The organism is Simkaniaceae bacterium (assembly GCA_021734805.1).
Taxonomy (GTDB): Bacteria; Chlamydiota; Chlamydiia; order Chlamydiales; family JACRBE01; genus Amphritriteisimkania.
On record JAIPIG010000040.1, the window covers coordinates 1 to 13,045 of the forward strand.

The 13,045-nt window shown below is 39.5% G+C and carries 13 protein-coding genes; 8 read left to right on the forward strand and 5 right to left on the reverse strand.

The features are described 5' to 3' along the window. Positions 1-591: 591 nt before the first annotated feature. The 3 genes from K9M07_07255 to K9M07_07265 all read left to right on the forward strand — a co-directional run bounded on the left by K9M07_07255 (position 592) and on the right by K9M07_07265 (position 4,721). The gene (locus K9M07_07255; protein MCF7853018.1) at positions 592-2,025 is read left to right on the forward strand and encodes an MATE family efflux transporter; all 1,434 of its coding nucleotides are present in this window, start codon (positions 592-594) and stop codon (positions 2,023-2,025) included. Between the two features lie 37 nt (positions 2,026-2,062). Continuing rightward, positions 2,063-3,022 carry a tRNA-dihydrouridine synthase family protein gene (locus K9M07_07260; GenBank protein ID MCF7853019.1) on the forward strand — a complete coding sequence of 320 codons (960 nt, stop codon included), beginning with the start codon at positions 2,063-2,065 and terminating at the stop codon, positions 3,020-3,022. Between the two features lie 94 nt (positions 3,023-3,116). Continuing rightward, entirely contained in the window at positions 3,117-4,721 is a 1,605-nt protein-coding gene (locus K9M07_07265; protein ID MCF7853020.1) for an FAD-dependent oxidoreductase, read from the forward strand. Between the two features lie 9 nt (positions 4,722-4,730). Here K9M07_07265 and K9M07_07270 read toward each other — a convergent pair whose 3' ends face one another. The 3 genes from K9M07_07270 to K9M07_07280 form a co-directional block, all read right to left on the reverse strand. Continuing rightward, positions 4,731-6,158 (reverse strand): hypothetical protein, encoded by a 1,428-nt coding sequence (locus tag K9M07_07270; GenBank protein MCF7853021.1) that lies wholly within the window; start codon positions 6,156-6,158, stop codon positions 4,731-4,733. Positions 6,159-6,174: 16 nt separating this feature from the next. Then, positions 6,175-6,453, reverse strand: coding sequence for a hypothetical protein (locus tag K9M07_07275; protein ID MCF7853022.1), 279 nt, complete (start codon positions 6,451-6,453; stop codon positions 6,175-6,177). Positions 6,454-6,540: 87 nt separating this feature from the next. After that, positions 6,541-7,608: a mechanosensitive ion channel family protein gene (locus K9M07_07280; protein MCF7853023.1), complete on the reverse strand. Its 1,068-nt coding sequence runs from the start codon at positions 7,606-7,608 to the stop codon at positions 6,541-6,543. Positions 7,609-7,791: 183 nt separating this feature from the next. Here K9M07_07280 and K9M07_07285 point away from each other — a divergent pair, with 183 nt between their 5' ends. From K9M07_07285 to K9M07_07295, 3 genes are read left to right on the forward strand one after another with little or no spacing between them, the layout of a single operon-like run. Then, on the forward strand, positions 7,792-8,517 hold the full coding sequence (locus tag K9M07_07285) for a DUF2807 domain-containing protein (GenBank protein MCF7853024.1): 726 nt from the start codon (positions 7,792-7,794) through the stop codon (positions 8,515-8,517). Beyond that, complete coding sequence (locus tag K9M07_07290) at positions 8,514-8,921, forward strand: peptide chain release factor-like protein (protein MCF7853025.1); 408 nt, start codon at positions 8,514-8,516, stop codon at positions 8,919-8,921. The genes K9M07_07285 and K9M07_07290 overlap by 4 nt, the downstream gene beginning before the upstream one ends. Before the next feature lie 13 nt (positions 8,922-8,934). Continuing rightward, a complete protein-coding gene (locus tag K9M07_07295) occupies positions 8,935-9,204 on the forward strand; it encodes a translation initiation factor (protein MCF7853026.1) in 270 nt (89 codons plus the stop codon). Here K9M07_07295 and K9M07_07300 read toward each other — a convergent pair. Next, positions 9,201-9,950 carry an RNA methyltransferase gene (locus K9M07_07300; GenBank protein ID MCF7853027.1) on the reverse strand — a complete coding sequence of 250 codons (750 nt, stop codon included), beginning with the start codon at positions 9,948-9,950 and terminating at the stop codon, positions 9,201-9,203. The genes K9M07_07295 and K9M07_07300 overlap by 4 nt on opposite strands. Positions 9,951-10,108: 158 nt before the next feature. Between K9M07_07300 and K9M07_07305 the strand changes: the two genes are divergently transcribed. Further along, positions 10,109-10,618, forward strand: coding sequence for an acyloxyacyl hydrolase (locus tag K9M07_07305; GenBank protein ID MCF7853028.1), 510 nt, complete (start codon positions 10,109-10,111; stop codon positions 10,616-10,618). Further along, positions 10,615-11,244: a cysteine hydrolase gene (locus tag K9M07_07310; GenBank protein MCF7853029.1), complete on the forward strand. Its 630-nt coding sequence runs from the start codon at positions 10,615-10,617 to the stop codon at positions 11,242-11,244. The genes K9M07_07305 and K9M07_07310 overlap by 4 nt, the downstream gene beginning before the upstream one ends. Here K9M07_07310 and K9M07_07315 read toward each other — a convergent pair. Next, a partial coding sequence (locus tag K9M07_07315) for a hypothetical protein (protein ID MCF7853030.1) occupies positions 11,241-13,045 on the reverse strand: 1,805 nt, incomplete at its 5' end. The two genes, K9M07_07310 and K9M07_07315, sit on opposite strands and share 4 nt — an antisense overlap.

Here is a 13,045-nt window from a genome sequence, read left to right on the forward strand (position 1 = left end):
TAAAAATAAAAAATAAAAGTTTTGACTAAAGGGCTTAAAAACTCACGTTAATAAGTTTTTTAAACCCACAAACTCTTTGCTTCATCACTTCACTCTAGCTGTCAAAATATCTTGCGAGGCTTGTCTTACCTTCGCTTTTATCTTTTGCACTATCTCTGTGCGTTAAGATGGTCCATACAATACGAAATTTCCGAATTATTTCGCAACACAATTTCTTTTTTTTTTGCTTTTCCTCTATGAAAATATCTTTTTTTGGTCTTTAAAAAACTCTCTTTTTTATTTATTTGATTTTAGATACTCACCTTACGCAAAAATGCCTACTTGAAGTATACAAAAGAAAGGGGAAGGCATTAAAAAATCTCCTCCATAAATAGGAAGAGATTTTTTAACAGTTAGGGATTATCTCGACTTTGCAACTCAATTAGTGGGCCCGCCTGCCTCGGTCTTTGCTCTCGGACGCTCGACCTACGCTCGAACTAGGAGATTATTAAAACCGGGAAGGGGGTAAAAAAAACCCTTCCCGGTTTTAATAATCTCCCCCGAAAGCAAATTCTCATAAAATAAAAAAATAATTAAGTTAGAGTCATTTACATGTCAGATATTACTAAAGCCGATACAAAACAGGTGTGGAAGGTCTCTTATCCCTTGATGATTTCCTTTATGTCCACTTTCCTAATGCTCTTTGTCGACCGCTTATTTCTCGCTTATTATGACAAATCCGCACTCAATGCAGCAGCTACTTCAGGAACGCTGGCTTGGAGCTTGATTCTCACTTGGATGACGCTTGCTGCACTTGTAGAAGTTTTTGTCGCTCAATACAATGGGGCTCAAAGATTCAAAGAAATAGCCAAACCTATTTGGCAAATGATTTGGCTAGCTACTTTTTCCATTCTGTTTTTTGCATCCTCCGCCCTTTGGATTACAAAGCTCATCTATTCGTCCCCGGAACAATCTTATCAACGCGATTACTTTCAATGGCTGATGCTATCCGGACCCTTTGCGGTACTACTTTCCGGCATATCCGCATTTTATGTTGGTCAAGGTAAAGCTCAAATCGTCAAATGGCTATCTATCATCGGCAATCTCGTTAATGTCCTTTTAGACCCTATTTTAATTTTTGGAATTAAAGGAGTTGTTCCATCACTAGGGATTAAGGGTGCTGCCATAGCAACCGGTCTGGGGTATGCCGTTCAAGCCGCCATCATTCTTTTTTTCTTCTTAAGGAAATCAAATCGAGATACATACAACACCCATCTCTGCACTTTCGATTTTTCTCTTCTAAAGCGCTGCATTAAAATCGGCACACCTCCGGCTATTTTTGCAGGCCTAGAGGTTTTGGCTTGGGCTCTTTTTTATTCGATGATGGAAACGGTTAGTCCTGAGCATATTTTTGTATGCAGTGTCTGTCAGAGCATTGAAATTTTATTTCTTTTCTTCTGTTTTGGACTCGAAAAAGGAGTCGCCGCTATTGCCGGCAACCTCATTGGAGCGAACAAACAAGATCAGCTTAAAAAACTAGCTAAATCTGCCCGAAAACTTATTTTTTACTTCTCAATCTTCATTATACTCACTACGATTATCTACCCCGATCCAATGATTAGTTTATTCCTACCTGACGGAACCTCCCCTGAAAACCTCACTATTATGCAACGCCTCACAACCCCTGAGGCTCTCTATTATAAACCTATCATTAAAACAAGTTTGATTTTTGTCGCTCTCTATCTCATTGTCGAAAATTTTCGCTGGCTCTATAGCGGAATCCTTATCGCAGCAGGAGACACATTCTATATTATGATTACAGGAACGATCAGCGTCTGGTTCTTTCTTCTCATCCCCTCTTATTTCATTGTTGTAATAGCAAAACAAAGCATTGTATTTGCCTTTGCAATTTGGGTTTTTTATGGTATTGTAGCTTCACTATTTAACTATTTGAGATTTATTAGTGGAGCCTGGAAAAGAAAAGCAGTCATTGACTCAGAGATTTGTTCAAAACCCCAGGACGACTCCCTCTCATCCCTTGAATAAGCACCCTTCCGGCTGCCCAAAGCTTTTTTTAGCGCCGATGGAAGGGGTAGCCTCTGCTCATTTCAGGCAAGCGCTCTCTCAAATCGGTGGCTTTGATGAAGCCTGCACAGAATTTCTAAGAGTCCCGACTAATCCCCACATCGAAAGCTTAGTCAAACAATACTCCCCTCATGATACGGCTCCGATTCCTCAAGCGGCTCAAATTATGGGGAGTCATCCTGAGCATATGTCTAAAATGACATTAGAACTCATTCGACGAGGAGCACCTCGAGTCGACCTCAATTGCGGCTGCCCGTCTAACATTGTAACGGGAAGAGGCGCCGGCTCATCCCTTCTTAAAGATCCTAACCTTTTGTATGATATCGCCAAGGCTATGGTTGACGTCTCAACCGTCCCTATTTCAATCAAATTGCGCTCGGGATTTGATGACACTAGTCTTTTTGAAGAAAACTTACTCGCCGCACAAGCAAGCGGTGCTGCCTTCATCACCCTACACCCTCGAACAAAGAAAGAGGGTTATATTCCCCCCGCTAACTGGTCATTGATACGAAGGGCAAAGGAGCTTCTCTCTATTCCCGTGATTGGGAATGGGGATATTCTTTCCGTAAATGATGCTTTACGTATGATTGAACAAACGGGATGTGATGCCTTGATGATTGGACGTGGAGCTCTTCGAAACCCTTGGATCTTTCATCAAATCAAGTGGTATTTTGATTCCAAAGAAGCCCAATCGACGAACTCTTTAAACTCTACTTCCAATAAAATTGGAAGAGAGAGCGGATTAACGACCCAATACATCCTATCTTATTTAGAATTAATGCCTAAAGAAATGAATGAAAGAGGGAAAATCAATCAGTTAAAACAACTCTTTCGTTATCTATTTGAGTCTAATGATGAGTTGCTTTCCCAAAAGAAGGAAATGCTCACCACACCCTATCATTCAGCTAATGAATTTATAGATAAAAACTTATGTAAAATTGAAAAGTTTTATAATTAAGAATAGAAAATTTATTATTAAATAATATATTAAGAAGGCATAGCAAAATGAAATAAAAGATCGACTTTTCGGCCTGTAAAAATTGAGGGCTAAGATGAAAAATATTGTCATATTAGGAGGTGGTTTTGGTGGTATTTATACCGCGATGTACCTTGAAAAATTCCTAAGCCCCAAGCTCAGAGAAGAATACCGCGTGATCCTCATTAATCGAGAGAACTATTTTGTCTATCAACCCATGCTTGCCGAAGTCGTGGGTGGCTCAGTAGGAATATTAGATACGGTGAGCTCCATCCGTAAACTCCTTCCCAAAACAGACTTATATGTGCGGGAAATCGAACATATCGACGTTGACAATAAGATTATTTCCCTCGCCCCTCGATTCTCTCATACGGCCGACACACTCCCCTTTGACAAACTAATCATCGGGTTGGGAAATGTCACTGATTTTCGAGGCATGGCAGGTCTACATGAGCACGCCCTTGGGTTTAAAAATCTAGCTGATGCCTTAAACATTCGCAATCAACTCATCGATACAATTGAACAAGCCGCTATTGCGACTGATCGCGAAGAAAGAAAACAACTTTTGACTTTTGTTGTAGGAGGGGGTGGTTTTTCAGGAACAGAAGTTGTCGCTGAAATTAATGACTTTGTTCGCAAACACTCAAAAAAATATAAGTCCATTGATCCCAATGAGATTCGAGTGGTTCTAGTCCATAGTAAAGGGCGCCTGATGGAAAGAGAATTAAGTGAAAGCCTAGGGATCTATGCCGAAAAACTTCTTAAAAACCGTGGCGTAGAAATTGTTTTTAACACCCACTTGCTCTCCGCCTCTCAACAAGAAGCCGTTCTAGATAACGGAGATCGCATACCCGCTAAGACAATTATTTCAACTGTCCCATCCTCTCCCAACCCGCTTCTTGATAAAATCAATCTCCCCACTATCAAAGGGAAAATCAAAACCGATAGAGGCCTACAGGTTGAAAACCGAAAAGATATCTGGGCTATTGGAGATTGTGCACTTATTCCGCAAGCGGATGGCTCTTTTTGTCCTCCAACAGCTCAATTTGCTATTCGAGAAGCAAAAGTCATTGCTCAGAATATCATTGCACGGATTGAAAACACGCCAACAAAAGAATTTAATTTTAAGGTCTTAGGAATGCTAGGAGCTCTAGGCCATCACAGTGCTGTTGCAGAACTCTTTGGTAAATTTAAGTTTTCCGGGCTTCTTGCTTGGTTTTTATGGCGTGCAATTTATTGGATGAAGCTTCCGGGAATTGATCGTAAAATTAAAGTAGCTCTCTCTTGGACACTCGATATGCTCATTCCGCCCGAAGCGGTTCAGCTCAAAATCGAACCTTCTCAAGGAATTACCCCCCTACACTTTGAAAAGGGGGAAATTATTTTTCATGAAGGCGATGTAGGAGATTACTTGTATATCATCACTGATGGAGAAGTTGCCGTACTAAAAACTAAAGGTGGCAAGCAAGAACAAGTTGCTACACTTGGTAAAGGGGAATACTTTGGAGAAATGGCACTTGTTCACCAAAAAATGCGTTCAGCAACAGTCAAATGCCTACAACCAACAAACGTTCTTGCTTTAAGAAAAAGCGATTTTGGCCTTCTCGTTGCAAACTTTTCAGAACTCAAAGACTCATTTGAAAAAACATCCGAAATCCGCGGCAAAGTCGTCAATGAATAATCACACCGACTAAGGAAGGGTAACATTGCCTAAATCGTCGATATGAAACTCTTGTTCCTTTAAGCGATTAGGCTCATCTTGAGCTACTTTAGCGATATTATCAAAATTAAGTGGGATTTGTCGATCGAGTTGATTCTTGTGAATGGAGTCTTTTTGAAACCGTAAGACCTTCGCTAAAAAGGGCAATCCAATACTAATTGTCTGCTCTAAACGCTCTTTTTGAATATCTCCCAGGATCGTGTTATTTGATAAATTAATTAAGACCGAAGACAAACAGGTTGGAATACGATAACGCAAATCTTTGCGCGTCATATTAAATTCTTCGACAACCAATGCGAGATCTTCCGCGCGCAGTTTTAAGAGCGATTCCTTTAAAATTTTACCTTCTTCCGGTTTATAGAGCATGAGCATCGCCCCTATGCGGGTTAAAACTCGATGTAGAGGAGAACCGGCATCAAGACCTAACCAATTAGCTCTGACTGATAAATAGTGATTGTAAGCAGCCATTTCATTTTGTTCTTTGAGCAAATAACAAGCACTTTTCACGGCCATTAAACATTGGTGCAAATCTTCGTTATAGATAAGAGATGATTTAGCATTGATATGTCCTAAAATCGCTGCAATCCGGCATGTGTAAATAAAAAAACCCATTTCAAAAACGAGTGGGTCTTGATTAATCATATTAGATTCTTTTAATTGAGTGAACATATCAGGCCCACCCTCTAAACGGATAATCTGATCAAAATCGCTCCATTGAAAAATCTCTGACAAGAGTTGTCTTTGATTCATCGTCAATTGAGAGTACGAAGGCAAAACCTCCTCTCCTCTCTTTAAGGCAACTTGAACAACCTCTTCCCGATTGGAAACATTTTCGCCGAGCTCTCGCAGTTTTTGAAAAAGAACATCACTTTTTCCAACCTCATTTAAAATCAATGCATATTCAAAGACGTGTCTTAAATCTTCATCATTGATTTTTTGGTAACGGGTTATTACACCTAATATGTGATTTTGCAAAGAGACAAAACTTTGCCACTGCAATTGATTACCTTTTGCTTGAAGGGAAACAAATTGGAGATAGTCCTCATACTTTCCATTTAGAAAAATATTAAGACAATGAATGGCCATCATTAAGCAATCAAATTCAAGAACTTCTTTTTGAAAAAACCGTGTCGAATAATGAAGACCTTGATGTGGCGTAGCAATAGAAGCTTCCTGAGTAAGCCAAGAAATTTCCGGATATCGATTGAGAAGGCACTGAATACCGCAATAATCAGGGTTTTCCTCTTGAGCGACCTTTTCCTCAGTTTTCTCGTCCGGATTTTTTAATTCCGAATGAGCAGTCAGAGCAAAACCGCCAACCAAAGCCACCCCTGTGACTGCAATCAATAACTGAGTATAAGACCAGTTCTTAATAGAAACTATTAATTTATGGCGCATATCTAGGCCAAATCCCTTATTTTTCTTTCGCCGATTCGAAAGTCTCATTGTACATGGGGGGCTTGATTCCTTTCAAGCCCAGACCGCAAGCTTCCCCATGATCCGGGTTTTTATCATGATAGGCATCCATGCTTGCAGCGATAGTCGATATTTTGCCTGTTACAATCTTTCTGACTCTTTCATCCAACTCAGTCTCAGATGTTTTTGGCAATCCTCTATGATGCTGATCTAAAAGAAGTCGTCTACCTAAGGGCAAGTTATATTTAGGCGATGAAGTTGTTACAGCAGATGCCATGATTTTCCTTATCCGTTAAAATTAAATTATTTTTAACCAAGGAGACTACCGAAGCATCGATTAAAACTCTATCGAAATAGAGTTGAATCATGATCGGTATAAATCCCCCTGCATCACTGTAACGGTGTTAAAGGCGAATTCAGCACCATTTTGTTCAACAATTTCAACTGCTTTGATAAAAAGTTCTTGTCGAATCGCAAGATATTCGAGAAGCGCTTTCGTTTTAGGAAAACAAGACACTTTAATCGTAATCCAAGATTCGGCGAATTCGGTCATTTTCACATAATTGATTAGATTTGTATCAATATCTTCCCGGCTTAACAAATATTTTTCAAATTGAGATGTAATGGCATTTACCTTGCTAATATCCTGATAGCGAATCGAAATATCGAATTCGATTTTGCGACAAAACATCCGGCTGACATTTTCTAGAATAATCGTAGAAAATAGTGAATTCGGAACATAAAGAGGTCTTTTCTCAAGTGTGCGGATTTTGACTTGTCGCCAGCCCATTTCTTCCACAATACCCTCAATCGAGCGGTCAGGCGATCTCACCCAATCCCCAATTACAAAGGGGCGTCCAATAAAAATCATCAATCCACCAAAGAGATTAGCCAAAAAATCTTTTGCAGCAAAACCGACGGCAATACCTCCAACGCCCCCAAACGCAATCACTGCGGAAAGTGGTATCCCTAAAACATGCAGTGCCGATAAAACGGCGATAACGGCTAAAAGAATATAGTAAATTTTTGCAATAGCCTTAAGCGTCATGTAATCGATCTTGGCTCTTTTTAAGATTATATTACCTTCTAACTTCCTAGCAAATAAGACGGAAAATAGAATAAATGAGCCTAAAATGAGTAATTGATACAGAACAACTACAAAATCATAAAAGAAAAAATGGAATTTTTGATGAAAAATACTGATACAAATAAAGACAATAAATCCCCATAGAATTAGTTTTAAGGGGATATAAATAGCATAGGTCAGAGCATCATCCCATATTCGGTTTGATTTTTTGAGCCTTTCATGGATCGAGCGATGAATAACGGTTAAAATGATGTGCATGATAAAAGCGATCAGCAGTAAAAAAACTGCCTTAACGACGTACGCATGATTGGAATAGAATTGCGTAATTGATTCCCAAACTGTCATATAATCCATGCTAAATTCAAAACCCTTTTATTATTCTTATAATATGTTTTTTCTTTATCGGTATAACATGCAATTGATTAAATTTCGAGGAATTAAATAGGCAGAGGCGAGATAAATTGATATTGCAAATCAATTTCCTGATTATTTAGGATGGAATCAGATTATATTAATAACAAGGTAATTATGAAATTGGTTTTCTCTTTGTTGTCTTGTCTAGCCCCCCTTCTTTTAAATATGGGTTTTGCCACTGTTGTCGAAGGCTCGGGGAAAATTACAACTGATGTACGCCCCTTACCCGCCTTTCATGAGATTCATATTTCCGGAAATGCGCAAATCTTTCTCACTCAAGAAGACAAAACGGCAATTGTCATTGAAGGAGATGATAACATCGTCCCGCTTATTGATACGGAAGTAACTAACCAAATTCTCAACGTATCACATAAAAACGGCAAGTATTTTACGACTAAAATCCCCCTTACTTATAAAATTTCATCCCCTCACATCGATGTCATACGTCTCATGGGGTCAAGCCATCTAAAAACAGACGGATCTTTAAATAGCGATTCCTTTTCTCTCTTTATCACAGGTTCGGCAAATGCAGATTTAACGCTCAATACGTCGCAATTTAAAACACAAATCTCAGGATCAGGTACCTGTTTGATCATAGGACATACGGATAAAGAAGATGTGACGATTTCCGGATCGGGACAATTTTTAGGTGATCATTTCAAAGCAAAAAAAGCAAAAGTCAAAATCTCAGGATCAGGCATTGCACGCATTCATGCAACAGATGCGCTTGAAGCAAATATTTCAGGAAGCGGTCACATCTTTTATCAAGGCCACCCAAAAATCACCAAACGGATTGCAGGAAGTGGCAGCGTAGCCTCAGCTGAGAGTTCTGAAGAATGATCTCAAAAGAAAAACAAGAAGCTCTCAAAGAGAGAATGGAGCTATTAGACATCAAAGAGGATGATCTTGTTGAAAAATTTGTTTTAGGTTCCGGGAAAGGCGGGCAAAAGGTCAATAAAACCTTCTCAACTGTTTATCTCAAGCATCTTCCCACCGGAATTGAAATTAAATGCCAACAAGAGCGCTCTCGATCCCTCAATCGCTTTTTCGCCCGTCGGCTTCTGTGCGAAAAGATCGAAGAAAGGCTCAATGTAGAAAAAACAGCAAAGCAAAAGGCAATTGATAAATTGCGCAAACAAAAAAAAAGACGGTCGCGACGCATACAGCAAAAGCTACTTGAAGAGAAGCGCTCCCACGCTCAAGTAAAGAAAATGCGTAAATCACCCTCAAGCGATGAATATTAACCCAAGTTAGCATATGCCCTTTACTTTTGGTGGCGATTTTATTAGTCGCGAAGAAATTGAAAAAAAGAAAAAGAAAAGCCATCCCGTACGCATTACAAAAGAGCGGCGAAAAAACTCTTTTGTCACACTGATCCACAATCTTCCCCTTGACCCGGATGAAATGAAAGCTCTTCTTAAAGATTTAAAAATAAAACTGGGTAGTGGAGGAGCAATTAAAGACGATACGATCCAGCTTCAAGGGGATCATGTTGAAAAACTAAAAGAGCTTCTCAAACAGTATTAACCTGCCAATTTTAAAATATATAAAAAAATAGCACTCGCTGCGGCGACATTGAGTGAATCAATTTCTGAGCAAATGGGAATGCGTACCAGGGGATCACATAAAGCTTTGACTCCTTGATCGATTCCATGTCCTTCGCTTCCTAAAACTAAAATCCAATCTCTCATGGGCTTAAAATCACTGACTGACACATTCCCAACCTGAGGATCGGCTCCAATAATTTGATACCCGGTTTGTTTGAATTTTCCCAAGTCTTGAATGCTATGGTTTGCATGATAAACCTTCATTTTGAAGATGGCGCCCATGCTTGTTTTAACAGTGCGGCGAAGATAGGGAGGAGAACACATTGAATCAAAGATGATCTCTTCAATTCCAAATGCGGCTGCAGAACGAATGATCGCTCCTACATTTTCCGCATTAGCAAGTCCTTGTAAAAAAATAGCCGGACCCTGAAGCAATTTCAGATCTCTCATTGGAGGGATTTTAGCAAGAGCCATAATCCCCTGATGCATCTTATATCCAATGATTGCCTGCATGATTTGTTCATTGCCGATTAAAACTCGATGATGGTGTTTTTCAGGAATGAATGGGATATAGTTTTCTAAAATCACAATAGAAATGATTTCTAAATCACTTTGAAAAAGTGAAGTCACAACCTTTATCCCCTCGGCAATAAACGTCTCTTGCTGCGCCTTAAGAGATAAATAGGGAATGAGTCGCTCATCATCTAAAGAATCAATTTTTTGCATGAATATTCCTCTAAAGGGAGATATACCGAAATAAACTGAAGAATTGGTTTTTCATTTCATTTCGCTATATTGTGATTGATTAAAAATCGATTCCCCTTTCACAATTTAAAAAATCTCCTCTATTTATAGGAGGGAATTTTTTAACTTCTCGAGTGTTAATGATTTTTTTTAAATATCTTTTCGTTCTACTTCTTGCAATCCTCCCCCACGTTTGCCATGCAAGAGCCCTTGATAATACGGGAATGGTTCCTCTGCTCTCTTTTGGAGGAGGGATTTTTAACGCTTTCAAAACACCGAAAAGCGGTGAATTTCAAATACAATACACGACAGCCCTATCTATTGCAATGGCGCGCCCCTTTATTGGTGCTTTCACATCAACACGAGCTAACTTTTATCTCTATGCGGGAATCGGTTGGGATCTGCATTTTTCTAAGCGACTTGTTATCACACCCAGCTTCGCTCCCGGAGTCTATTTCCAAGGGCATGATAAGGACCTCGGTTATCCACTTGAGTTCCGCACCTGTTTAGATATCGCCTATAAATTTGATAATAAAGCCCGTCTTGGCATGCAATTTTATCACTTATCTAATGCGAGTATTTCTCAAAAAAATCCCGGAACGGAATGCCTCATCTTTTTCTACTCAATTCCCATTAATAATGGGATATGATATATCCCATTATTATAGACAAGATTCCAAAAGAGAGCCTCCTCATGATTCGATCTCTTCTTTTATTAGTGAATTTCATTAATGACTATGTTCATGAACAGGGCAAGTATAATCTCTGCTTAAAACATATTCAATCCAATGATGTGATAAACAAAGTGAATGAAGCGATCCTCTTTTCAAGACGCCATTCGATTCCCATCGTCCATGTCGTCACTTCTTTCCATAGCAATTATATTGATTTGCCAACCCACTCCCCTCTCTTCAAACAAATTAAAGAACATGATGCCCTTAAACTCGATACTTGGGGCTGTCAAATCCATGAAGATGTTTTTATCGATCCTTCCGATACCATCTTACACAAACATCGCATCAGCTGCTTTTATGGAACGGAACTTGAACAAATTATCATGACCCAGCAAATTAATACCCTACTCATTGGAGGGATTTCAACGCCGGATGAAGTGGAAATGGCTGCAAGAGAAGCGCATGATCGCGATCTCTACTCAATTATCTTAAGCGATTTATGTGCAGCAAAAGAAGATGCGCGTCATCTCCTAGCCCTAGAGATGATGAGCCGCTATACTAAAATCAAAACCCTCGAAAAACTGATTCAGCGAACATCTTAATGCGCTCTCTTATGGAACCAAGCTGTTCCATAGGTTCTATCAACACCCGTTAAAGATAATAAAAACAATCCGGATTTGAAAAAAGATTCGGCTAAAAAGTACGTACGATAACAAATATTCCCTTTGAACCAAAACCGCTCCCATTGACTTTTATCCAAACACGATTGGATCAATTCATAAGAAGACTTAAAAAAAGCCTCAATTTGTTCTTTCTTGGGAACAATCGGCATAGGCATGACAAACAGTGCACTTAAGGTAAAATCTTTTAATGAATGCTCATTCATATAATAAGTAGAAATGCCTGCATTCATCGCATTAAGGACTTTGATGGGATATTCCATAGTTTTAACACATTCAACCCAACGGAGTTTGGAAAAATGTACTAAATTTGTCACAACAGCACCGATCGAAATAGCATGAGGCCATTGATATTGGGATGCAAAAACCTGATGCGCTATGAGTGTGATGATTCGAGCGACATGAACGGCTTGGGTTAGGAAAAAGAGAGCGGGGATCGACCAATTCAACGCAACTCCCTTCAATCCTTCCGGAGGAATAGATGAACTACTCAGCCACTCGCTTGCTGAAATCGAAGGTCTTAATAGTCGATTGATTCCTAGGGTAAGGAGGCACGATAAACCAAAAATAACCGAAGCTGAAATCACATGGATTTTATTGACAGAGGCTCCTCTATAATGGTTAGGAATAGCCGAAGATGCATCGATTCGATCGCGAATGATTTGACTCAAAGCATGTGTTTTTGACTGATTAAAAAGCACCTCATCAAAGGCTGCTGTTACGATCTGAATGTTAGCACTCAAGACTGAAAGTTGAGGATAAAGTCCTAAACAGCCTATTCCTAACTTAAACACATCCCATACTGCTTCTAATTTTGCAAAAAACGCCTCATTCTCTTCAGATGCGGAAATAGAAGGGGTGCAAATCGATATTTCACGATTCCAAGGCCAACGCTCATATTTTATATCCGTTAAAGGCTCATCACAAGAAGAACATTTCGGAAACTCCGACCTATCGATCCTCATTTCAAATATTTTTCGTGAAGGAGAATAGGATATGTCACGATCTCCCACTAACAAGACCGATTGTACTAATTTTTTAGCCGATTGTGCTGCTGAGCCCATATGCTTGGGACAAGTTGAAACCTCTGCATTCAAATCCTCTTCAAAAGTTAAGTGATAACTCGTCATTTTTCGCGTATCATCGCTAAATGAAAATGCGCTCCATTTCAAAGACGTATTCTTATAAAAGTTAAAGAGTGTTGTGAGGGCATGCGCTATATAAACCCATCGATCTTTAGAGAGTAAAATAAGCCCACAATCCATTGCCATTTGAGAAATATGAACAGCTTGATTTACGATCTGCCCCATTCGAAAAACCGGCGATTGCACCGCTTTAAAGTCTATCATTGCGGGATCTCCCGTATCCGGATCTATCAAACTTTCTCCGCTATCAAGATCAATGATAGGGAAGCTCAGCGTATGCTCTACGACAGGAGTGTGGGATGATAGATAAGAAATAAGCTGCCTCCCAATTGCAAAAATTAAACCGGGTACAACCGTTAAAAAAAGAGATTTTCCTACCCATTCTGATGAAATCACATGGAGCCGCTCATTAAAATAAAAATCTGTTCCGGCAAGGGACACAAGCTTTCCGGCTGCATAAAAAGTCGCCCCAATGTTTGCAGCACAAAATAGGCCTTGGATCAGATGAATATTTCTGATTGAAGTCTCTCGAATCCACGTAATAATAGAGGAGTCTGAATTAGCGGGTTGCTTCAAAG

Excerpts from the sequence above, each read along its gene's own strand:
- K9M07_07255 (MCF7853018.1), top strand. The coding sequence starts at position 592 with ATGTCAGATATTACTAAAGCCGATACAAAACAGGTGTGGAAGGTCTCT.
- K9M07_07260 (MCF7853019.1), top strand. The coding sequence starts at position 2,063 with ATGGAAGGGGTAGCCTCTGCTCATTTCAGGCAAGCGCTCTCTCAAATC.
- K9M07_07265 (MCF7853020.1), top strand. The coding sequence starts at position 3,117 with ATGAAAAATATTGTCATATTAGGAGGTGGTTTTGGTGGTATTTATACC.
- K9M07_07270 (MCF7853021.1), bottom strand. The coding sequence starts at position 6,158 with ATGCGCCATAAATTAATAGTTTCTATTAAGAACTGGTCTTATACTCAG.
- K9M07_07275 (MCF7853022.1), bottom strand. The coding sequence starts at position 6,453 with ATGGCATCTGCTGTAACAACTTCATCGCCTAAATATAACTTGCCCTTA.
- K9M07_07280 (MCF7853023.1), bottom strand. The coding sequence starts at position 7,608 with ATGACAGTTTGGGAATCAATTACGCAATTCTATTCCAATCATGCGTAC.
- K9M07_07285 (MCF7853024.1), top strand. The coding sequence starts at position 7,792 with ATGAAATTGGTTTTCTCTTTGTTGTCTTGTCTAGCCCCCCTTCTTTTA.
- K9M07_07290 (MCF7853025.1), top strand. The coding sequence starts at position 8,514 with ATGATCTCAAAAGAAAAACAAGAAGCTCTCAAAGAGAGAATGGAGCTA.
- K9M07_07295 (MCF7853026.1), top strand. The coding sequence starts at position 8,935 with ATGCCCTTTACTTTTGGTGGCGATTTTATTAGTCGCGAAGAAATTGAA.
- K9M07_07300 (MCF7853027.1), bottom strand. The coding sequence starts at position 9,950 with ATGCAAAAAATTGATTCTTTAGATGATGAGCGACTCATTCCCTATTTA.
- K9M07_07305 (MCF7853028.1), top strand. The coding sequence starts at position 10,109 with ATGATTTTTTTTAAATATCTTTTCGTTCTACTTCTTGCAATCCTCCCC.
- K9M07_07310 (MCF7853029.1), top strand. The coding sequence starts at position 10,615 with ATGATATATCCCATTATTATAGACAAGATTCCAAAAGAGAGCCTCCTC.